Genomic DNA, 21,051 nt, shown 5'->3' with positions numbered 1-21,051 from the left:
CGGGCCAGCCGGCCCAAAATGGACGGGGCCGGACCACGGGGGATGGGTTAATCCAGGATCTTCCGGCTAAGCTGTCAGCAGCGCTCCCATCCCTGGGTTTTTGTGTGGTTTCGGTCTGGACGGACCATGCACCAGCCAGGGTGCGCCCAACTTCTTCCGGAGTTTCCCTGCGAAATTCCCGGGTTCACATGGCAGCAGCAATGAAAGGCGGCACCCTTCCGTGAAGTTCAGAGTCGATCGGGACGTCCTGGCAGAAGCCGTCACCTGGACAGCCCGGTCGTTGTCTCCGCGGCCTCCGGTACCTGTCCTCTCCGGGCTGCTGTTGAAGGCTGAAGCAGGAACCGTCAGCCTCTCCAGCTTCGACTACGAGACCTCCGCAAGGCTTGAAATCACGGCAGACATCAGGGACGAAGGAACCATCCTGGTTTCCGGCCGGCTGCTCGCCGACATCTGCCGCAGCCTGCCCTCCGCGCCGGTCGACGTCGAAACGGACGGCAACAAAGTCACGCTTACCTGCCGCCGAAGCAGCTTCCACCTGGCCACCATGCCGGAAGCTGAGTACCCCCCGCTGCCTGCCCTCCCGGCCATCAGCGGAACAGTCCCGGGCGATGCCTTTGCCCAGGCCGTTTCCCAGGTCATCATCGCCGCCAGCAAGGACGACACCCTCCCCATCCTCACCGGCGTGCGGATGGAGATCGAAGACGACCTGATCACCCTTCTGGCCACGGACCGCTACCGTCTCGCCATGCGTGAAGTACCGTGGAAGCCGGTTACTCCCGGTATCTCCACCAGTGCCCTGGTCAAGGCCAAAACCCTGAACGAAGTAGCCAAGACGCTCGGCAACAGCGGTGACATCAACCTGGCCCTGGCCGACGACGACAGCCGGCTGATCGGATTCGAAAGCGGAGGCCGCACCACCACGTCACTGCTCGTGGACGGCGACTACCCGAAGATCCGTTCCTTGTTTCCGGAGTCCACCCCCATCCATGCCACCGTCCAGACCCAGGAACTCGTGGAAGCTGTCCGGCGCGTCTCGCTCGTGGCTGAACGCAACACCCCGGTCCGGCTCGCCTTCACGTCAGGCCTGCTGAACCTGGATGCAGGCACCGGTGAAGATGCCCAGGCTTCGGAAGAGCTTGAAGCCCAACTGTCGGGTGATGACATCACGGTTGCCTTCAACCCGCATTACCTGATCGAGGGCCTTAGCGTCATCGAGACCAAGTTCGTCCGCTTCTCCTTTACCACGGCACCCAAGCCCGCCATGATCACGGCCCAGGCAGAGGCTGACGGCGAGGACCAGGATGACTACCGCTACCTGGTAATGCCGGTCCGCCTTCCCAACTAATCCCCACCGCCACCCTCGCCTCGCAAGCTCGGCCAGGGAACCCTGGCGGCGTGGGCCCAGACAGTTGTTGTCGTTCTGGGCCCCAAAACGACAACCGACACCCAGCGCAGAAAGAAGTTCCACCATGCACATTGGACTGATCGGCCTTGGCAAAATGGGGTTCAACATGCGCGAACGGCTGCGTAAGGGCGGTGTGGAGGTCACCGGCTATGACCGGAATCCCGACGTCACGGACGCCGCCAGCGTCGATGACCTGATCGCTGCTGTTCCGGCGCCCAGGATTATTTGGGTCATGGTCCCGTCGGGGGCCATCACGGACGCCGTGATCACCGAACTCAGCGAAAAACTGGATCAGGGCGACCTGGTGATCGATGGCGGCAATTCCCGGTTCACCGAAGACCAGAAACACGGCGAGCTGCTGGCCGCCAAGGGGATCCGCTTCGCGGACTGCGGGGTATCGGGCGGAGTCTGGGGCCTGCAGAACGGTTATGGGCTGATGGCCGGCGGGGACGCCGCCGACATTGAACGCGCCCTGCCGGTCTTTGACGCGCTTCGTCCCGAAGGCGAACGGGCGGACAGTTTCGTCCACGTGGGCGGCGTCGGTGCAGGCCACTACGCCAAGATGGTCCACAACGGGATCGAATATGGCCTGATGCAGGCGTATGCCGAAGGCTACGAACTGCTCGCCGCCAAGGACATCGTCACCGATCTTCCCGGCACGTTCCGGGCCTGGCAAAAGGGGACGGTGGTCCGCTCGTGGCTGCTGGACCTCATGGTCAAGGCCCTTGATGAGGACCCGGGACTGTCATCGATCGACGATTATGTGGAGGACTCGGGCGAGGGCCGCTGGACGGTGGAGGAGGCCATTGCCAACGCAGTCCCGGCTCCGGCCATCACCGCCGCGCTGTTCGCCCGGTTCGCATCCCGCGAAGACACATCCCCTGCCATGAAGATGGTTTCTGCGCTGCGCCACCAGTTCGGCGGGCACGCAACCCGTCCCGCCAAGTAGCACCCACCGGGAACCGACAGGGTTCCCAGAATTGCCGAAAACCGCGTGTATCTGGAACACCTTTCACTGACCGACTTCCGCAGTTACGCCCAGGTTGATCTCGCACTGGGCCCGGGCGTGACCGTGCTGGTGGGATACAACGGCATCGGCAAGACCAACCTGATGGAGGCCATCGGCTACCTGGCCACGCTCAGCTCGCACCGGGTGAGTTCCGATGCGCCGCTGCTGAGGTTCGGCACGGAGCGGGCCCTGGTGCGTGCCCGGCTGGTCCGCGGTACGCAGGTCACAGTCCTGGAATTGGAAATCAACGCCGGCCGCGCCAACCGTGGCCGGATCAACCGGAGCAACCCGGTCCGCGCCCGTGATCTGCTTGGCATCTGCCAGACCGTCCTTTTCGCGCCGGAGGACCTGGCCTTGGTCAAGGGCGATCCGTCCAACCGGCGCCGCTTCCTGGATGAACTGCTGGCAAGCCTTATCCCTCACCATGCAGCTACCCGCAGTGACTACGACCGTGTCCTGAAACAGCGCAATGCCCTGCTGAAGTCGGCGCGCGCCGGAAAGTTCACCGCCGCCCACGAATCGACCCTTGACGTGTGGGACCAGCACATGGCGCGGGCCGGAGCGGAGCTCTTGCACGCCCGGCTCGAGCTGGTGGAACGGCTTCGTCCGCATCTTGCCCGGGCCTACGCCCAGCTCACTGACGCAACCAAGCCCGCTGACGCCACCTACCGTTCAACGCTCCAGAACCAGATGGACGACGACGGCGTCCCGGCCGGCGGCGTTCAGGGCGCCGTAGCCGGAGGTACTTTGGACGGGCAGGATGACCTGCGCGTCCTCTCGGTGGAACAACTCACGGAACGGTATGTCCAGGCCTTTGCCGAATCGCGGAAGAAGGAACTGGAACGGGGCATATCCTTGGTCGGCCCCCACCGTGACGAACTGGAGCTGATGTTGGGCCAGGCACCGGCCAAAGGGTATGCCTCGCATGGGGAAACGTGGTCCATGTGCCTGTCCCTCCGGCTGGCCTCGTACTATGTGATGCTGGACGATGCCAGGACCGGCGGTTCGGCTCCCATCCTTATCCTGGACGACGTGTTCGCTGAACTGGATGTCCAGCGGCGGCGTAAACTTGCCGCAATAGTCTCCGGCGCGGAACAGGTCCTGGTGACCGCCGCCGTCGACGCCGATATTCCGGAAGAACTGTCCGGGCGGCGGGTGAAGGTCATCCCGGGAGGTATCGATGAGCAGTGACCAGGGCGGTGGGCCGCAGCCCGGCCGCGAGCCCGACAACATCGATGCACCGCAGGCCGCGCTGAACCGGATGCGCGAAGCCGCGGCCGCACGGGGCGAAGTCCGGCGGAGGGTGGCACGGGCGGGTTCGCAAAAGGCCAAGGGCGGCATCCGTGATACCCGCGGCTTCAGCCAGTTCCACGCCACCGGCCGCGACCCCCTGGGCCTGGGAAAGGTTGTTGGCCGGCTGGTGGCTGAGCGCGGCTGGACTTCACCAGTGGCCGTCGGCTCTGTCATGGCGGAGTGGGCCACCCTGGTGGGACCGGAAATCTCAGCCCACTGCACGCCCGAAAGCTTTACGGACACGACGCTTCATGTGCGCTGTGATTCCACTGCCTGGGCCACACAACTTCGGCTTCTGAGCAGCAGCCTCCTCGAGAAATTCCGCCGCGAACTGGGCGACGGCGTGGTGACCAGCATCCAGGTGCTGGGTCCCTCGGCGCCGAGTTGGCGCAAGGGTGGACGCAGCGTCAACGGCCGCGGGCCACGGGACACGTACGGCTAGCCGGGGTGGCGGCTCTTGAAACTGCGCCCGGGGGCGTGTAGGGCGCTGTAAGGACCGAAGCGTGTATAGGCACCCGGAGGGCGTACCGCTGGGCCGCCCTAGGCGGGGCGCAGCGCCTCGCAGAGCCATATTCAGCCGGCGGCGAAGGCCCCGGAATGCGGGGATATGGACCTGTTCGCGGTAGAATTGGTGCAGATAACTGGGCGCGGATGAAACGTTGACATCAGTCCGTTCTCCGCGCGCTTTCCGCGTGCGGAGCGTGGAGCACCAACCGTCAGCAAGTCACCGGCGCCATAAGTTTGTGCCTGTTGGCGGTGGCTTTTCCCTGGGGAAGAGAAACCGGCCGGCCATCATCGAGAACAGAGGAGTCGCAGCGCCTGTGGCTAACGACAATACAGATATTCTGGCAGCGGATACAGCAGTCGAGGATGGCCCCACCCCTGATACCCCGGTGGCGCCAAGCACTCAACGGGAATACGGCGCCAGCGATATCACTGTGCTTGAAGGCCTGGAAGCTGTCCGCAAGCGTCCCGGCATGTACATCGGTTCCACGGGGCCCCGTGGCCTGCACCACCTGGTCTATGAGGTGGTGGACAACTCGGTGGATGAGGCGCTGGCCGGCTACTGCAGCCATATCGAGGTGGTCCTGCAGGCTGACGGCGGCGTGAAGGTTGTGGACGACGGCCGCGGCATTCCCGTGGACATGCACCCCACCGAACACAAGCCCACCGTCGAGGTGGTCATGACCATCCTGCACGCCGGCGGTAAGTTCGGCGGCGGCGGATACGCCGTCTCCGGTGGGCTGCACGGTGTGGGTATCTCCGTGGTCAACGCCCTCTCCAGCCGCGTGGACACCGAAGTGCGGCGCCAGGGGCACGTATGGCGGATGTCGTTCGCCGACGGCGGCAAGCCCCAGGGCAGCCTGGTCCAGGGCGAAGAAACGGACACTACCGGCACCACCCAGACCTTTTACCCGGATCCGGCGATCTTCGAAACCACCGAGTTCGATTTCGAGACGTTGCGCGCCCGTTTCCAGCAGATGGCCTTCCTGAACAAGGGCCTGCGCATCACCCTGACGGATGAGCGCACGGCGGCCGACGACACGGACGGCGATCTGGACCTTGACGACCTCAGCACCGAGGGCGAGGTCAGCGCGGAGCACCGCACCGTGGTGTACCAGTACAACGACGGGCTGCTGGACTACGTCAAGCACCTGAACTCGGGCAAGAAGGTGGAGGTTGTCCACGAGGACGTCATTGCCTTCGAAACCGAGGACACGGAACGCCGCATCGCCCTGGAAATGGCCATGCAGTGGACCAGCGCGTACTCCGAGAGCGTGCACACCTACGCCAACACCATCAACACCCACGAGGGCGGCACCCACGAAGAAGGTTTCCGCGCCGCCCTGACATCCCTCATCAACCGGTACGCCCGGGAAAAGGGCATCATCAAGGAGAAGGACGACAACCTCACGGGTGATGACATCCGCGAGGGCCTCACCGCCGTCATCTCGGTCAAACTGGCTGAGCCCCAGTTCGAAGGCCAGACCAAGACCAAGCTCGGCAATTCCGAGGTCAAGGGTTTCGTCCAGCGCGTTGTCACCGACGGCCTGGGCGACTGGCTGGAGCGCAATCCCGGCCCCGCCCGCGATGTCATCCGCAAGGCCATCTCCGCTGCCCAGGCCAGGATGGCAGCGCGGAAGGCCCGGGACAACGCCCGGCGCAAGAGCCCGCTGGAATCCTTCGGCATGCCGGGCAAGCTTTCCGACTGCTCCTCCAAGGACCCGGAAAAGTGCGAGGTTTACATCGTGGAGGGTGACTCCGCCGGTGGTTCCGCCAAACGCGGCCGCAACCCGGAGACCCAGGCCATCCTGCCGCTGCGCGGCAAGATCCTGAACGTGGAGCGTGCCCGCCTGGACAAGGCCCTGGGCAACGCGGAAGTCCAGTCCATGATCACCGCTTTCGGCACCGGCATTGGCGAGGACTTCGACCTCGCCAAGCTGCGGTATCACAAGATTGTCCTCATGGCAGATGCCGACGTGGATGGCCAGCACATCACCACCCTGCTGATGACCCTGCTGTTCCGCTACATGCGCCCCCTGATCGAGAACGGCTACGTCTACCTGGCGCAGCCGCCGCTGTACCGGATCAAGTGGTCCAACGCGCCGCATGACTACGTCTACAGCGATCGCGAACGCGACGCCAAGCTGGTGGCGGGACAGGCTGCCGGGCGCCGCATCCCCAAGGACAACGGCATCCAGCGCTACAAGGGCCTGGGCGAGATGGACTACACCGAACTGTGGGACACCACCATGGATCCCGATCACCGCACCCTGCTGCAGGTGACCATGGACGACGCCCTTGCCGCCGACCAGATCTTCTCCGTCCTCATGGGCGAAGACGTGGAATCACGCCGCAACTTCATCCAGCAGAACGCCAAGGACGTCAGGTTCCTGGACATCTAAGGACCCCTCCAAAGAATTCAGAACCAGACATATACCTGAAACGGAAAATAAAGAATGAGCGACGAAACCCCCGAGATTCCCGGCCCCGAAGCCGGAACCCCGGACACCGTTCTTGAAGGCGACGTGCTGATCGACCGTGTGGAACAGGTGGACCTGCAGACGGAAATGCAGCGTTCCTACCTGGACTACGCCATGGCCGTCATCGTGGGCCGCGCCCTTCCGGACGTCCGCGACGGCCTCAAGCCCGTGCACCGCCGGGTGCTGTACGCAATGTTCGACGGCGGTTACCGGCCCGACCGGTCCTTCAACAAGTGCGCCCGCGTGGTGGGCGAGGTCATGGGCCAGTACCATCCGCACGGCGACACCGCCATCTACGACGCCCTGGTGCGCCTCATCCAGGACTGGACCATGCGTTACCCGCTGGCGTTGGGCCAGGGAAACTTTGGTTCGCCCGGCAACGACGGCGCCGCCGCACCGCGGTACACCGAAACCAAGATGGCCCCGCTGGCTATGGAAATGGTCCGGGACATCGACGAGGAAACCGTCGACTTCCAGGACAACTACGACGGCAAGAACCAGGAACCCACAATCCTGCCGGCCAGGTTCCCCAACCTGCTGGTGAACGGCTCGTCCGGGATCGCCGTGGGCATGGCTACCAACATCCCGCCGCATAACCTCCGGGAAGTGGCCGACGGCGTGCAGTGGTACTTGGCCAACCCGGGCGCCACCCGTGAGGAACTCCTCGAGGAACTGCTGGTGCGGGTCAAGGGCCCCGACTTCCCGACCGGCGCAACCATCCTGGGCCACAAGGGCATCGAAGACGCCTACCGGACCGGCCGCGGTTCCGTCACCATGCGGGCAGTGGTTGCGGTTGAGGAACTGCAGGGCCGCACGTGCCTGGTGGTCACGGAGCTTCCGTACCAGGCCAACCCGGACAACCTGGCCATCAAGATCGCCGAACTGGTCAAGGACGGCAAGATCTCCGGCATCGCCGACCTCCGGGACGAGACCTCCGGACGCACCGGCCAGCGCCTGGTCATTGTGCTGAAGCGTGACGCAGTGCCCAAGGTGGTGCTGAACAACCTGTACAAGCACACCGAACTGCAGAGCAACTTCTCCGCCAACATGCTGGCCATTGTTGACGGTGTGCCGCGGACCCTGAGCCTGGACGCCTTCATCCGGCACTGGGTGACGCACCAGATGGACGTCATCGCGCGCCGCACCCGGTACCGCTTGCGCAAGGCGGAGGAAGAAGCCCATATTCTCCGTGCCCTCCTGAAGGCACTGGATATGCTCGACGAGGTCATCGCCCTCATCCGTGCTTCCAACACCACCGAAGCGGCTCGCGACGGTCTGATGGAACTGCTGGACATCGACGAGTTGCAGGCCCGGGCCATCCTGGACATGCAGCTGCGCCGCCTGGCGGCACTGGAACGCCAGAAGATCCAGGACCGGCATGCCGAACTCGAGGCCCTGATCGAGGAGTACAACGCGATCCTGGGTTCCGAGCAGCGCCAGCGCGAGATCATCAGCGTAGAGCTGGGCGAAATCGTGGACAAGCACGGTGACGACCGGCGCACCAGGATCCTCATGGGCTACGACGGCGACATGTCCATGGAGGACCTGATCCCCGAAGAGGAAATGGTGGTCACCATCACCCGCGGCGGCTACGTCAAGCGGACCCGCAGCGACAACTACCGGTCGCAGCAGCGAGGCGGCAAGGGCATCAAGGGCGCCCAGCTTCGTGGTGACGACGTGGTGGAACACTTCTTCGTGACCACCACCCACCACTGGCTGCTGTTCTTCACCAACCTGGGGCGCGTCTACCGTGCCAAGGCGTACGAACTCATGGAAGCAGGCCGGGACGCCAAGGGCCAGCATGTGGCCAACCTGTTGGCATTCCAGCCGGATGAACACATTGCCCAGGTCCTGGACCTGAAGGACTACCAGCAGGCGCCGTACCTGGTGCTGGCCACCAAGAGGGGCCTGGTGAAGAAAACCAGGCTGGAGGATTACGACACCAACCGTTCCGCAGGCGTGATCGCCATCAACCTGCGCGACGGCGACGAGCTGGTCTCTGCCCAGCTGGTCTCGGAAACCGACGACCTCTTCCTGGTGTCCCGCAAGGGCCAGTCGATCCGCTTCACCGCCACCGATGACGCGCTGCGCCCCATGGGACGTGCCACATCGGGTGTTACCGGCATGAAGTTCCGCGAGGATGATGAACTGCTGGCAGCCGACGTGGTCACTGACGGTTCGTTCGTGTTCGTCGTGACCGAGGGCGGCTATGCCAAGCGCACCGCGGTGGAGGAATACCGCCTCCAGGGCCGCGGCGGCCTGGGCATCAAGGTGGGCAAGTACCAGGAAGAACGCGGGCACCTGGTAGGGGCACTCATCGTTCAGGAGGAGGATGAAGTCCTGGTGGTGATGGAGGGCGGCAAAGTTGTCAGGTCCTCCGTTGCCGGTGTCCCGGCCAAGGGCCGTGACACCATGGGCGTCATCTTCGCCAAGCCGGACAAGAATGACCGGATCATTGAGGTGGCGCGTAACAGCGAACGCGGTCTTGAGGACGAGGAATCGCCCGGGGATGACGTAACGTTGGCAGAAGATGGCGGGACCGCTGGGGAATCCGCCGCGCCAGCAATGGCAGAAGAATCACCGGCCGTTGAGTCAGAGGACGCCTCGGGCGACGCTGAGCCGAACGAAGACAACACGGAGGTAACGAGTGAGTAATTCCGACTCATTTCCCAAGCCGAACAGTACTGTTCCCGACGGGAACCGGCCTTCAGGGGCGCCCCGCGTGAACGCCCCCGTTCGTCCGCAGCAGCGGCCGGCAGCTCCTGCCGGCGCTCCTGGCCAGCGCCCTGCCGCTCCGGGCCAGCGCCCGCAGCAGGGAGACCGTCCCGCCCAGCCGGGCCAGCGCCCGCAGCAGGGAGACCGTCCCGCCCAGCCGGGCCAGCGTCCCTTCCAGGGTCAGCAGGGCCAGCAGGGCCAGCAGGGCCAGCAGGGCCAGCGCCCGGCACCGGCCGGACAGCGTCCTGCCCAGGGCGCCCCGGGCCAGGGGGCACCCGGCTTGGTCAAGCCCGCGCCAAAGGCGAAGGTCCGCCGGGCACGGCTGCTGATCAGCAAGGTGGACCCGTGGTCCGTCCTGAAGATGGCATTCCTGCTCTCCGTTGCCCTGGGAATCGTTACCGTGGTGGCGGCCATTGTCCTCTGGACTGTCCTGGACCTGACCGGGATCTTCGACCAGGTGGACAGCCTGCTCGGTACGCTCGCCGGCTCTGAAAGCGGCGGCTTTGAACTGAAGAAGGTGGCCTCACTGGGACAGGTGGCCTCGTTCGCCACCATCATTGCCGTGGTCAACGTTGTCCTGTTGACGGCGCTGTCCATGCTGTCCGCGGTCCTGTACAACATTTCCGCCACCCTGGTGGGCGGCATCGGCGTTACCCTCACCGACGATTAGGAAGCCATTCCCACCGGCCCAAAACCGGCGGAAAGACCCGATTTGAGATCGGGCCGGGATGTGCTGTAAAGTCATGTCTCGGCCCGATGAGGCATCGGGGCGTATAGCTCAGGCGGTTAGAGCGCTTCGCTGATAACGAAGAGGTCCCAGGTTCAAGTCCTGGTACGCCCACGGAACCTGTGCAGGTTTCAAACAAAGGCCTGGTCCGGATTTCCCCGGAACCGGGCTGGAACGGGGAGCATGTGAAGAAGTTGCTTGTACTGGCAGCGGCAATCGCAGGCGTCCTGGTCTACCGGAAAGCACAGGAATCCGAAGCCCGGAAAACAGTCTGGAGCAAGTCAACCGACACGGTGGACTAGCCCGGACACCCACTCCGGGAGCCTGTCAGAGGCTCTCCGGTTCTAGGGTATGATGGACGGGTTGCTTCTTATGGGGGCATGGCGCAATTGGTAGCGCACCTGCTTTGCAAGCAGGGGGTTCGGGGTTCGAGTCCCCGTGCCTCCACCATAAGGAAGTCCCGGTCAGCGAAATGCTGACCGGGACTTTTCGCTTTCCGCCACGTCAGGGACCGAGCTTCAGGGGTGTGCCATGAACTTCTTCTTCGCCGCCCTGGGTGTCCTGGGCGTCGCCTCATCCGGCCCCTTGATTGCGGCCACCCTTGGCGCCACCAGCGTCAGCGCCCTGGCCATTGCCTTCTGGCGCAACGCCATCGGAGCAGCGGTCATGGCCACCCCCACCGTGGTCCGTGAGCCCCGCCAGTTCGGCCGGATTACCCGCCGTGAGTTCCGCTGGTCCTCCCTGGCCGCCGTCGCCCTTGCGCTGCACTTCGCCTGCTTCATCACCTCCCTGCAGCTCACCTCCGTAGCCGCCGCCACAGCCCTGGTGTGCCTGCAGTCAGCCTGGATCGCTGTCTTCCAGCTCTTCCGCGGAACCCGCCACCGCTGGCAGGTCCTCGCAGGACTGGGCATCGCCTTCGGCGGAGTCGTGGCGATCACCGGGTTCGACATGGGAAGCTCACCGCAGGCCCTGGTCGGAGACCTGCTGGCAATGGCCGGCGGCGCACTGGCAGGCCTCTACACACTGGCCGGCGGCAAGGCGCGGCAAAGCATGACCACCGGAACCTACACCACGCTGTGCTACGGGATGTGCGCCGCCCTCGTGGCCGTACTGGCCCTGCTCACCGGACAGCCCCTGACCGGGTTCGAGCCCGCAGGATGGCTGGGCATCGCAGCGATCACCGTGTGTGCCCAACTGGTGGGCCACACCGCGTTCAACCATCTGTTGGCCACCATGAGCCCGCTCATCGTCTCGATGATCATCCTCCTGGAGATCCCGGGGGCAGCGCTGCTCGCCGCTGTGTTCCTGCACGAGACCCTGCCGGCCGGCACCTACGCGGGGCTCGGCCTGATCCTGGCGGGACTCGCCGTCGTGGTCCTCGGCCAGCGTCACGCCGGCAGGCGCGGAAGGGCACCGCGGGATGAACCGCCGTCGGAACGCCTCGCCGAGCTCGGGGCCGACTGAAGCTACTGTCCGCCGCGGCGTATGGGCTGGGCGGTATTGACCGTGTGGATGGCCCTGAGGAGCTTGGCCGGGAAATACACCGAGAAGAAGACCACCATGGGGGCCTTCAAGGCCATCTTCCTGACGTTGTGGGCCTTATAGGTCCGGTCGAAACGGGTGACGTAGTAGCGGTAATCCCGGGGTGAATCCTCCAGCCGCCGTGCGGACATCCCCGACACCATCTGCGGCCAGTAGCGCACCGGAAGCTCATGGTCCGCCAGATGCAGGGACAAATCGATGTCCTCGTGCATCTCGTCCTTCTCGTCCCGGCAGGTCTCAGAGCGAATGGTCTCCCAGGCGCTGGCGCGCAGGGCCATGTTGGAGCCGAACAGGAAATGGTACTGGTGCTTGGCCAGCTTGAGCATGAGCTGGCGCATTTTGTCATCGGCCTTGAGCCCAAAGCGGCGCATCGGCATGTCGTAGTACACCACAGGACCGGTGGCGGCCTGGACTGACGGGTCCGCGAAGGCCTTCTGCACCTGCTCCACCCAGTCGGGTTCGACGATGGAGTCTGCGTCAATGCGGCCCAGGATGTCTCCGCTGGCACTGTCCAGCCCGAAGTTACGGGTGGGGATCAGCCCCTGCTCCCGGTCCTGGCTCAGCAGGATGATGGGGCTTTCCGGATACTCGAGCTGCATTTGGCGGACAATGTCAGCGGTCCGGTCTTTGGAAAGGTTGTCCACCACGATGATCTCGTGCGCGGGAACAGACTGGTAGATGGCAGCTATGAGGCACTGCCTGATCACGCTCTCCTCGTTGTATGCCGGGATGACGATGGACACGCGGAGCTGGACGGCTGCGTCATTCACGGCATCCCCAGAGGATTGATTGGCTGGCATCAGTACAAATCTAGCACCCGGGCTGACACGCAAAAGGGGCCCCGTCGTGAAACGGAGCCCCTTGGTGTAGTGCGCGAACTAGGCCTCGCTGCTGCCCTTGGCGTCCTCGGTGGCCGTCTTGGCGTCATCGGCGGCGTTCTTTGCACCCTCAGCGGCATCGGCGGCCACGTGCTTGGCCTTGTCAGCGGCGTCCACGGACTTTTCCTTGACCGCATCCGCTGCGTCGCCGGCCTTGTCTGCAGCGGCAGCTGCGGCGGATCCGGCAGCAGAAGCAGCGCTGCCGGCGGTGTCTGCGGTGCTGTCCTTGACATCACTGACGGTAGTGGCGGGAACCGGAGCAGGAGTGGGCGTGACCGGCGAGGGAGTCTTCCAAGGGTCTTCCACAGGCTTGGATGCCTTCCACGCGGCGACGCCCGCGGCCACGGCAGCAGCAACAACACCGAAGACCAGCCAGCCGCGCTTCCTGGGCTTCTCAGGCTGGGCCAGCTGCACGTCTACCGCCCGGCTGGCTCCTGCTGCCGCGGCCTTGAACTGGGTGCCGGTTGCCTGCGCCTGTTCCTGGAGGGCGTGGATGATTCCTACATCGCCCAGCTTCTGCGCGACGGCATCCACCCTTGCCGGAGTGTTTTCCAGGGTGCGGTGAACTGCACCGGATGCCACGCCGATCTGGTCCGAAAGCCTGGGCAGGTATTCCACCACTACCCGGTCGCGGGCGTTCAGGACGACCGGGGTGGCCCTGTCCAGCGCTTCGTGCAGCTTGGGTGAGGCGCCTTCGACGGCGTCATTGATTTTGGGGGCCAACTGGGCCAGGCCGTCCTGGATCCGGGGAGTCACGGTGGCAACACCGTCGGCCAGGGTGTGTGCTGCCGTCTTCAGGCCCTCCTGGATCCTGGGAGATGCGGTATCCAGGCCCTGCTGGAGGCGGGGAACAGCCCAGTCCACGGCTGCTTCCACCCGGGGGGCCGCCCAATCCTTGGCGTTTTCCACCGCAGTGGTGACCGACTGCTCAAGGTCACGGGCAATACGATCCGATTTCTTCACAACTACCTCCCGATTAATGTGACGGTTCTGTCGTTAGCCTACGTGCCCAGATCACCCCGGGCTATTCACTCGGCGGATTTTAGGGCGATTTCACCCAGCGCGGAACTGGGCCCGCAGCCGTGGCCGCCCATAGCCGTCATGGGAGAATGGGGCCTATGACTGCCATCGCAACTGCAAAAGCAACCATCCACACCAGCCTCGGCGACATCGTGGTTAACCTCTTCGGCAACCACGCGCCCAAGACGGTCAAGAACTTCGTGGGCCTTGCCACCGGCGAACAGGCGTGGACCCACCCGGAAACCGGCGAGGACAAGACCGGCACCCCCCTCTACAACGGCACCATCTTCCACCGCATCATCAAGGATTTCATGATCCAGGCGGGCGACCCCCTGGGCCGTGGAACCGGTGGCCCCGGCTACCGCTTCGATGACGAAATCCACCCGGAACTGAGCTTCAACCAGCCCTACAAGCTCGCCATGGCCAACGCGGGCATCCAGATGGGCAAGGGCACCAACGGTTCACAGTTCTTCATCACCACCATCCCTACCGACTGGCTGCAGGGCAAGCACACCATCTTCGGTGAAGTGGCTGACGAGGAATCGAAGAAGGTCGTCGACGCTATCGAGGGCGTGCGCACAGGCATGGGCGACCGCCCGGTCGAAGACGTCACCATCAACAGCATCGACATCGAACAGCTGTAACGCTCCACCATGAGTTACGGAATTCCGTCGGCTGAGCCGTCCGCCCAGGTTCCGGTCTGCCCCCGGCACCCGGACCGGCCGTCCTACGTGCGCTGCCAGCGCTGCGGGCGCCCGGCATGCCCCGACTGCCAGCGGGCGGCCGCCGTCGGATTCCAATGCATTGACTGCGTCAATGAAACAAAACGTTCGACGCCGGAGGTACGGACCGTCTATGGCGGCGCCGTTGCCACCGGCAAGCCATTGGTGACGTTCGGCATCATCGCCGCCTGCGTTGTTGTCTATGCGCTCCAGATGCTCATTCCAGGCGACTTTGTGTACAAGCAGTTCGCCTACAACAACGTCTTTGCTGCTCCGCAGTACGGTGCCTTTGAGCCCTGGCGGATGCTGACATCAGCCTTCCTCCATTCCCCGGATTCACTGCTGCACATCCTGTTGAACATGTACACGCTCTGGATTTTCGGCCAGGCCCTTGAGCCCATTCTCGGCCGTATCCGGTTCCTGGCGCTGTACCTGGTTTCAGCGATCGGTGGTTCTGTCGGATATTTGCTGGTCAACCCCCTGCTGGTGCCCGGGCAGGGCCTCGTAGGGCTGGTAGGTGCCTCCGGAGCCATCTTCGGCCTCTTCGGCGCCATGCTGCTGGTTCAGCGGCGGCGCGGAGGTGATACCCGCCAACTGTGGGTCCTGATCGCGATCAACGGCGTCATTGGTTTCCTGATCCCCCACATCGCCTGGCAGGCACACCTGGGCGGCCTCATCACTGGCGGCCTGTGCGCCGCAGTCCTCGCCTACACACCGCGCGGACGCCGGCAGGGTCTTGTCCAGGCCATGGGCCTGGCCGCTGTACTGGCACTGCTCATTGCGGTGAGCTGGGTTCGGGTGACGCTGTAGCCCCCACGCCTCCGTAGTTGCCGCTATGCCCCCGACACCATGGTGCCGGGGGCATAGCTGTTTTCCACAGCCGTTATCCACAGTGTTGGTAACTTACATGGCTGTAGTTCAGGTGCCCTTCCCTGCGTTCCCGGCCTGCAGGGGCTTCCTGATCGGGATCCTTTCCTGTTTCTCCACAACTGTGGATAACCTGTGGGGATATTGGTGTGCGTAAGTGGACAACCAGGGGAATTCCCCCCATTTTGTGGATAACTACACCCCAATGGCGCCGTGATGGCCCTTTCGCAGGGTTCATCGCTACGTTATTGACACCCTTATACACAGTGTTAATAACTGACAGAGATGTAGTTCCGGCGCCGGAAAATCCGCAGGACTAGGCTGCAGGGCATTTGGGGGAAGGATTTCCACTGCGTTACCCACAGTTGTGGATAACTTGTGGGCATTGTGATGTTGGTAAGTGGATAAGCGGGACGGGCGGCCCACCGCTCCTGCCTATGATGGTTGCCTGCCAAGCCGTTCTACCGACAAGGATCACTGTGGGCGTCACCGAGCACCTGTACCTGGACAAACAGCATCCGGCCCTTTGGAAGGCGATCAGCGGCCTGGGCCTCAAGGTACAGGAAGCGGCAGAAGAGGCCGGAATCGGGCGGGGCCTGCAGGAGCTCCTCAATGTCCGGATCTCACAGATCAACGGCTGCGCCTACTGCCTGGACCTCCACGTGCGAAAGGCGGGTGAGGCAGGGGAAAGTCCGCAGCGGCTGGCGGTACTGCCGGCGTGGCGGGACACCGCACTGTTCACCGGCAAGGAGCGGGCGGCCCTGGCACTGGTGGAGAGCATCACCGGGCTGCCGGACCAGGGGACACGGGAGCACGCCGAGGCATCCGCCCGGGAGTGCCTTACGGCAGAGGAGTTTTCGGCAGTAAGTTGGGTTGCGGTGGCCATGAACGCGTTCAACCGGGTCTCCATTACCAGCCACCATCCCGTGAAGCGCGACCGCCTGTAGCCTGCCGAACTGCCGTAGAGGGGTGGCGTCAGGTCCAGGCCCGACTTTTATCCACAGGTATTCCACACTGTTAATAACGGCTTCTGTCCGGCAGGTTCGACCAGATCGGCATTGACCCGGGACGCAAAGGGTCCACCTGGAGCTGCCTGCGGACCTTTTCCACAGTGTGGATAACTTTCCCAACAGCTGGGGATAACCGGCTACGTGCCTGGACAGTCCCAGCCTGGCCAGATGCCGGAGGATCCCCGCCGGTGGCTGGCCAGGAGGTGGGTATCGACCATTCCCACAGCCTCCATCAGGGCGAACATGGTGGTCGGCCCCACAAAGGAAAAGCCGCGTTTCCTAAGCGCCTTGGACAAGGCAACCGACTCCGCGGACTGGGTGGGGATCTCGGCCGGTACCCGGGGCCGGGGAGTGCTGTCCGGGCGGAAACCCCAAACAAAGTCCACCAGTCCGCCGTCGTTCCGGAGTTCCAGGGTGGCCTGGGCGTTTTTGACCGTGGCAAGGATCTTCAGGCGGTTCCTGATGATGCCCGGATCCTGCATCAGCCGCTCTACGTCGGCGCTGTTGTAGCGTGCCACAGCCTCCGGATCGAACCCGGCAAAGGCGGCACGGAACGCAGGACGTTTGCGCAGGATGGTGGCCCACGAAAGTCCTGCCTGGAAGCCCTCCAGGCAGATGCGCTCGTACAGGCCCTGCTCGTCAGTGACGGGCAGGCCCCACTCGTGGTCGTAGTAGTTCCGCATGAGGGGATCCGTGGCAGCCCAGGCCGGCCGGGCCAGGCCGTCTTCGCCAATAACCAATCCGGTGGAATCGGGAGCCAGTGCAGTCCTCCTCGGAACAGTCCCGCGGAGCCGCTAGGAGCGCCAGCGGGTGGTCATCAGGAAGCCGACGATGGCGATGCCAAAGCCGGCAACGATGTTCCACGACTGCCAGGCCTGCACCGGGAAGCGTCCCTCGCTGATGTAGAACGTGATGATCCAGAAGAGGCCGATAATCATCAGCCCAAACATGACGGGCTTGAACCACACGGGATTGGGCTTGTAGGCCTCGGGGGAAGCCGGCTGTGCGGTGCTTGCGGTCTTCTTGCGCGGCTTTGACTCGGGCACTGGCTCTCCTTGGCGGGCTGGGCAAGCTCGGCGGTCCGGGCTTGGTATCCTGCAAGAAGGAAATTGCCAGCGGCCTGCGCGATCTTGGTCAAATCTGGATTCTTACTAGCAGCCAATTCTAGCCGCAGTTGATGGGCAGCCTGAGCCCAGGGTAACCGTCCGGAGGAGAACGCGTGGTATTGCAGGAGAAGGCGGGGCCCGCCACTGCGCCCGCGCCCCGCCGTGCCCTGCTGCGCGGCACCATCCAGGTGCTGGGTGAGCTGTTGATAACCGCCGGCGTCATCCTCCTTCTCTTTGTGGCGTGGCAGCTGTGGTGGACCAACGTCGAGTCAGACGCGAAGCAGAGCCAGGTCATCAAGGAATTTGCCCAGGACCTCGGCAGCGCCGCTCCCGCAGCAACGGCCCCCTCCGTGCCGCCGGCCGCAGCTGAAGATTTCGGCAAGCCGGTTGTGGGTACCGCCCCCGGCCACGCGGGAACGATCGGCATCATGTACATCCCCCGGTTCGGTGCCGGCTACACGCGCCCCATCGTCCAGGGCACCAGCCAGGACGTCCTGGACACCCTTGGCCTCGGACACTACAGCAACACCGCCATGCCCGGAGCGGTGGGCAACTTCGCCGTGGCAGGCCACCGGCAGACGCACGGCGCGGTACTGGACAACATCCACACCCTGGTGCCCGGTGACAGGATCTACGTCCAGACCAAGGACGGTTACTACGTCTACGTCTTCCGGAACAACCAGATCGTGATGCCTTCCCGCACGGACGTCCTGGAGCCGGTACCAGCCCAACCCGGCGCCATGCCCACCGAAAGCTACCTCACCATGACCAGCTGCAACCCCCGCTTCGGCGCGGAAGAACGCATCATCGCCTACGCCCTCCTGGACGGCTGGCGTCCGGCTGCAGCCGGGCCGCCCCCCGAGATCGCGGCGCAGGTTGCCGCCGCCACCGGAAGGAATTGACCTTGTACGCCTGGATCTTCCGCCACCTTCCCGGACCGCTCTGGCTCAGGATCATCACCTCGCTGGTACTGGTCTTCGTTGCCCTGGTATTGATGGTCCAGTTCCTGTTCCCCTGGATGTCCCATTTCACCCAATTCACCGACTCGACGATTGGTTCCACAGACCAGCCATGACAACAACCAAGATCCTTGTAGTGGATAACTACGACAGCTTTGTCTACACCCTGGTGGGCTACCTCCAGGAGCTCGGCGCCGAAACCACAGTTGTCCGCAATGACGACGTCACCCTGGCGGAGGCGATTGAGCTCGCGGGTACCCGGGACGGTGTCCTTATCTCTCCGGGTCCCGGAAATCCTGCCGAAGCCGGTATCTGCATCGAGCTGATCAAGTGGTGCGGCGAAAACAGCGTCCCCATGTTTGGCGTCTGCCTGGGCCACCAGGCGCTGGCAGAGGCCTTCGGCGGCAAGGTGACCCACGCCCCTGAGCTCATGCATGGCAAGACCTCCCAGGTGGAGCACATCGGCACCAGCGTTTTCGCCGGGCTCCCCTCCCCCGTCACGGCCACCCGCTACCATTCGCTGGCTGCGGTCCGGGAATCCATCCCTGATGTCCTGGAAGTCACCGCGCAAACTGCGTCCGGCGTGGTGATGGGCCTGCAGCACCGGACGGCGCCGCTGTGCGGCGTGCAGTTCCATCCCGAATCAGTCCTTACCGAAGGCGGGTACCAGATGCTCGGCAACTGGCTGGAATCGCTGGGCATGAAAGGCGCAGCGGCGCGGGCAGCGAAACTGAGCCCCCTCATCCAGCACTAGCCGTTAGCAGAGGTGCCCGTGGGCCGCCGCGGCGGTCCCGGGAGGACGTCAGCCCTTCTTGGTGGGCTTCGGGGTCGGCGTCGGCGTGGGTGTGGCCGTTGGAGTCGCGGATTCGGTGGGAGACGGCGGTGGCGGCGGCGGAGCTTTGGCCACAACAATGGTGATGGTCTTTGCCTGGTCGACGGCGGCGTTGGCAGGATCGCTCTGGTCGGTGACCTTGCCCGGCTCCACCTGCGAGTTTTCCGCCTCAATCACCGAAGGCACCAGGCCAAGCTCCTTCAGGGCCGCCTCCGCCTCTTCCCGGGCTAGGCCGCGCAGCTCCGGGACAACCACTTTGCCCGTGGAAACTACCAACTCGACGCTGGTGCCCACGCCAACACTCTGCCCCGGTGCTGGGCTGGACGTGATGACGATTCCGGTCGGAACAGTCGCGCTGTTGGCCGTGCTGGTTGACGGGGCGCCAACAAGTCCCGCCTGGCGCAGGATGTCCCGCGCGGCTGCCTCAGTCTTGCCCGGGAGGCTGTCCGGGACCTTCACCGAACTGGGACCTTCGCTGACATTGAGGATGACCTCAGCCCCGGGATCCAGCGAACCGCCTGCCGCGGGATCAGTCCCGATGGCGGTTCCCTTGGGCACCGTATCGTTTGCCGCCCGCGCGATCCGGGGGCGCAGTCCTGCGTTGTACAGTGCCTGAAGCGCCGCGCTCTCCGTCATGGACGCCACGGCGGGTATTTCCACCTTGGGTGCGGCGGGAGCCGGCCGGTTGACCGTTTGGTAAAGCCACAGGCCGCCGCCCGCGAGAACCAGCAGGGTGAAGATCACCAGCGTGGCAATCCACGCACGACGACGGGACTTCTGCCGGCTGCTCGGCTCACGTTCCGGAGGGAAGCCAAGCGGGAGCGGCGAAGCCGGCCTGTGCTCATCCGGCCTGTATTGATCCGGCCCGCGCTCATCCGCAAGTTCCAGCGGAACCGCTGGTCCGCCGTCGCCGTGGAGGGTGGTGGCCGCCAGGCGGCCGGTGGGTGCGTCATCAAGGAAGCTTGCCCCCGTAGCAGCGAACGCCTCCGTGGGCGGTGACGCTTCGGGAACGTGGTCGTTGGGATCGGTCGGCGCCTCGGATGCCGGCACGGCAGGGACAGGTACCCCGGCCTTCGCGGCCCTCAGGGCACGCCGGAAGGCCGCCGCATCCTGGAACCTGTCATCCCGGTTCTTCTGCAGGGCCTTGGCCATGACGGTGTCCAGGGCCGGTGACACCTTGGGATTCAGGCTGCTGGGAGGCTCCGGGATTTCGCGCACGTGCTGGTATGCCACAGAGACCGGGCTGTCCCCGACGAACGGAGGACGGGACGTCAGCATTTCGTAGAGCAGGCAGGCAGCGGAATAGAGGTCGCTGCGGGCATCCACTGTTTCGCCGCGGGCCTGTTCCGGTGACAGATATTGCGCCGTTCCCACCACTGCCTGGGTCTGGGTCATGGTGGCGGAAGAATCGGCGATGGCGCGGGCTATGCCGAAGTCCATCACCTTTACCGAATTGGTGCCCGGGCAGTACATCACGTTGGCGGGCTTGATGTCCCGGTGGACGATCCCGGCCTTGTGGCTGTACTCGAGCGCGCCCAGGACACCCAGGCAGTAATCAATGGCTTGGTCGATGCCGACCTCGTTGGCGCGGATCAGATCGCGCAGGGTCTTGCCCTCGACGTATTCCATCACGATGTAGGGCACCCGGACGTCCTCCGCGGTGCCGTCGTGGACCAGGTGTTCTCCGGTGTCGAAAATGGCCACTATGGAGGGATGGTTCAGGGCGGCAACGGCCTGCGCCTCACGCTTGAACCGTGCTTGGAACTGCGGGTCGCGGGCCATGTCGGGCCGCAGCAGCTTGACGGCAACGGTCCTGCCGAGGCGGGTATCGGTTCCCCGGTACACATCCGCCATACCGCCCCGGCCAATGAGGCCGCCCAGCTCGTAGCGGCCGCTCAGGACGCGACGGTTATCCACCGGCAGGCTGTCCTCCCGGTGCAACGGTGTGCGTGGTGACTCATTCACAGGTGGTTGTCCCGACG

At 64.4% G+C, this 21,051-nt stretch carries 20 protein-coding genes and 2 tRNA genes; 17 read left to right on the top strand and 5 right to left on the bottom strand.

Features of this window, described 5'->3' with window-relative positions; genetic code table 11:
• The first annotated feature begins 220 nt into the window (after positions 1-220).
• The 11 genes from dnaN (at position 221) to Q9R31_RS14650 (ending at position 11,597) form a co-directional block, all read left to right on the top strand.
• A complete protein-coding gene (dnaN, locus tag Q9R31_RS14700; RefSeq protein ID WP_311263452.1) occupies positions 221-1,345 on the top strand; it encodes a DNA polymerase III subunit beta in 1,125 nt (374 codons plus the stop codon).
• A 67-nt stretch (positions 1,346-1,412) separates the two neighbouring features.
• A complete protein-coding gene (gene gnd, locus Q9R31_RS14695; RefSeq protein ID WP_397428254.1) occupies positions 1,413-2,354 on the top strand; it encodes a phosphogluconate dehydrogenase (NAD(+)-dependent, decarboxylating) in 942 nt (313 codons plus the stop codon).
• Positions 2,355-2,399: 45 nt separating this feature from the next.
• Positions 2,400-3,605: a DNA replication/repair protein RecF gene (gene recF / locus Q9R31_RS14690; RefSeq protein WP_311263450.1), complete on the top strand. Its 1,206-nt coding sequence runs from the start codon at positions 2,400-2,402 to the stop codon at positions 3,603-3,605.
• The gene (locus tag Q9R31_RS14685; RefSeq protein WP_311263449.1) at positions 3,595-4,149 is read left to right on the top strand and encodes a DciA family protein; all 555 of its coding nucleotides are present in this window, start codon (positions 3,595-3,597) and stop codon (positions 4,147-4,149) included. The genes recF and Q9R31_RS14685 overlap by 11 nt, the downstream gene beginning before the upstream one ends.
• Before the next feature lie 379 nt (positions 4,150-4,528).
• Complete coding sequence (gyrB, locus tag Q9R31_RS14680) at positions 4,529-6,613, top strand: DNA topoisomerase (ATP-hydrolyzing) subunit B (RefSeq protein WP_311263448.1); 2,085 nt, start codon at positions 4,529-4,531, stop codon at positions 6,611-6,613.
• Positions 6,614-6,667: 54 nt separating this feature from the next.
• Positions 6,668-9,346 (top strand): DNA gyrase subunit A, encoded by a 2,679-nt coding sequence (gyrA, locus tag Q9R31_RS14675; RefSeq protein ID WP_311263447.1) that lies wholly within the window; start codon positions 6,668-6,670, stop codon positions 9,344-9,346.
• On the top strand, positions 9,339-10,076 hold the full coding sequence (locus Q9R31_RS14670) for a DUF3566 domain-containing protein (RefSeq protein WP_311263446.1): 738 nt from the start codon (positions 9,339-9,341) through the stop codon (positions 10,074-10,076). Before gyrA ends, Q9R31_RS14670 begins: the two co-directional genes overlap by 8 nt.
• 97 nt (positions 10,077-10,173) lie before the next feature.
• A tRNA-Ile gene (locus Q9R31_RS14665) sits at positions 10,174-10,247 on the top strand.
• Between the two features lie 8 nt (positions 10,248-10,255).
• On the top strand, positions 10,256-10,435 hold the full coding sequence (locus Q9R31_RS14660; RefSeq protein ID WP_397428253.1) for a DLW-39 family protein: 180 nt from the start codon (positions 10,256-10,258) through the stop codon (positions 10,433-10,435).
• Positions 10,436-10,507: 72 nt separating this feature from the next.
• Positions 10,508-10,583: transfer RNA gene (locus Q9R31_RS14655), tRNA-Ala, on the top strand.
• A gap of 81 nt (positions 10,584-10,664) precedes the next feature.
• The gene (locus tag Q9R31_RS14650) at positions 10,665-11,597 is read left to right on the top strand and encodes a DMT family transporter (protein ID WP_311263445.1); all 933 of its coding nucleotides are present in this window, start codon (positions 10,665-10,667) and stop codon (positions 11,595-11,597) included.
• A 2-nt stretch (positions 11,598-11,599) separates the two neighbouring features.
• Here Q9R31_RS14650 and Q9R31_RS14645 read toward each other — a convergent pair whose 3' ends face one another.
• Together Q9R31_RS14645 and Q9R31_RS14640 are read right to left on the bottom strand one after the other, a co-directional pair.
• The gene (locus Q9R31_RS14645; protein ID WP_311263444.1) at positions 11,600-12,475 is read right to left on the bottom strand and encodes a glycosyltransferase family 2 protein; all 876 of its coding nucleotides are present in this window, start codon (positions 12,473-12,475) and stop codon (positions 11,600-11,602) included.
• Positions 12,476-12,553: 78 nt separating this feature from the next.
• Entirely contained in the window at positions 12,554-13,516 is a 963-nt protein-coding gene (locus tag Q9R31_RS14640) for a hypothetical protein (RefSeq protein WP_311263443.1), read from the bottom strand.
• A gap of 155 nt (positions 13,517-13,671) precedes the next feature.
• On the opposite strand from Q9R31_RS14640, the gene Q9R31_RS14635 reads away from it, so the two are divergent.
• The 3 genes from Q9R31_RS14635 (at position 13,672) to Q9R31_RS14625 (ending at position 16,109) form a co-directional block, all read left to right on the top strand.
• A complete protein-coding gene (locus tag Q9R31_RS14635) occupies positions 13,672-14,217 on the top strand; it encodes a peptidylprolyl isomerase (RefSeq protein WP_255173843.1) in 546 nt (181 codons plus the stop codon).
• Between the two features lie 9 nt (positions 14,218-14,226).
• On the top strand, positions 14,227-15,105 hold the full coding sequence (locus Q9R31_RS14630) for a rhomboid family intramembrane serine protease (RefSeq protein WP_311263442.1): 879 nt from the start codon (positions 14,227-14,229) through the stop codon (positions 15,103-15,105).
• A gap of 536 nt (positions 15,106-15,641) precedes the next feature.
• Positions 15,642-16,109 (top strand): carboxymuconolactone decarboxylase family protein, encoded by a 468-nt coding sequence (locus Q9R31_RS14625; protein ID WP_311263441.1) that lies wholly within the window; start codon positions 15,642-15,644, stop codon positions 16,107-16,109.
• Between the two features lie 200 nt (positions 16,110-16,309).
• Here Q9R31_RS14625 and Q9R31_RS14620 read toward each other — a convergent pair whose 3' ends face one another.
• Positions 16,310-16,912 (bottom strand): DNA-3-methyladenine glycosylase I, encoded by a 603-nt coding sequence (locus Q9R31_RS14620; protein WP_397428252.1) that lies wholly within the window; start codon positions 16,910-16,912, stop codon positions 16,310-16,312.
• A gap of 54 nt (positions 16,913-16,966) precedes the next feature.
• Entirely contained in the window at positions 16,967-17,218 is a 252-nt protein-coding gene (locus tag Q9R31_RS14615; RefSeq protein WP_306629321.1) for a cell division protein CrgA, read from the bottom strand.
• A 173-nt stretch (positions 17,219-17,391) separates the two neighbouring features.
• Between Q9R31_RS14615 and Q9R31_RS14610 the strand changes: the two genes are divergently transcribed.
• Genes Q9R31_RS14610 through Q9R31_RS14600 form a run of 3 tightly spaced genes read left to right on the top strand, consistent with a single transcriptional unit; the run spans position 17,392 to position 18,991 of the window.
• On the top strand, positions 17,392-18,180 hold the full coding sequence (locus Q9R31_RS14610) for a class E sortase (RefSeq protein WP_311263440.1): 789 nt from the start codon (positions 17,392-17,394) through the stop codon (positions 18,178-18,180).
• 2 nt (positions 18,181-18,182) lie between these two features.
• Positions 18,183-18,353 carry a hypothetical protein gene (locus Q9R31_RS14605; RefSeq protein ID WP_311263439.1) on the top strand — a complete coding sequence of 57 codons (171 nt, stop codon included), beginning with the start codon at positions 18,183-18,185 and terminating at the stop codon, positions 18,351-18,353.
• Positions 18,350-18,991: an aminodeoxychorismate/anthranilate synthase component II gene (locus tag Q9R31_RS14600; protein WP_056336041.1), complete on the top strand. Its 642-nt coding sequence runs from the start codon at positions 18,350-18,352 to the stop codon at positions 18,989-18,991. Before Q9R31_RS14605 ends, Q9R31_RS14600 begins: the two co-directional genes overlap by 4 nt.
• A 48-nt stretch (positions 18,992-19,039) precedes the next feature.
• Here Q9R31_RS14600 and pknB read toward each other — a convergent pair whose 3' ends face one another.
• The gene (gene pknB, locus Q9R31_RS14595) at positions 19,040-21,034 is read right to left on the bottom strand and encodes a Stk1 family PASTA domain-containing Ser/Thr kinase (RefSeq protein ID WP_397428251.1); all 1,995 of its coding nucleotides are present in this window, start codon (positions 21,032-21,034) and stop codon (positions 19,040-19,042) included.
• Positions 21,035-21,051: the final 17 nt, after the last annotated feature.

This window comes from Pseudarthrobacter sp. BRE9, assembly GCF_031844305.1.
GTDB lineage: Bacteria > Actinomycetota > Actinomycetes > Actinomycetales > Micrococcaceae > Arthrobacter.
This window is presented reverse-complemented; position numbering and strand designations above follow the sequence as displayed.

What these genes read in the sequence shown, in the direction of transcription:
- Q9R31_RS14685 (WP_311263449.1), top strand. Translation starts at nt 3,595, where the DNA reads ATGAGCAGTGACCAGGGCGGTGGGCCGCAGCCCGGCCGCGAGCCCGAC.
- gyrA (WP_311263447.1), top strand. Translation starts at nt 6,668, where the DNA reads ATGAGCGACGAAACCCCCGAGATTCCCGGCCCCGAAGCCGGAACCCCG.
- Q9R31_RS14650 (WP_311263445.1), top strand. Translation starts at nt 10,665, where the DNA reads ATGAACTTCTTCTTCGCCGCCCTGGGTGTCCTGGGCGTCGCCTCATCC.
- Q9R31_RS14645 (WP_311263444.1), bottom strand. Translation starts at nt 12,475, where the DNA reads ATGCCAGCCAATCAATCCTCTGGGGATGCCGTGAATGACGCAGCCGTC.
- Q9R31_RS14635 (WP_255173843.1), top strand. Translation starts at nt 13,672, where the DNA reads ATGACTGCCATCGCAACTGCAAAAGCAACCATCCACACCAGCCTCGGC.
- Q9R31_RS14630 (WP_311263442.1), top strand. Translation starts at nt 14,227, where the DNA reads ATGAGTTACGGAATTCCGTCGGCTGAGCCGTCCGCCCAGGTTCCGGTC.
- Q9R31_RS14600 (WP_056336041.1), top strand. Translation starts at nt 18,350, where the DNA reads ATGACAACAACCAAGATCCTTGTAGTGGATAACTACGACAGCTTTGTC.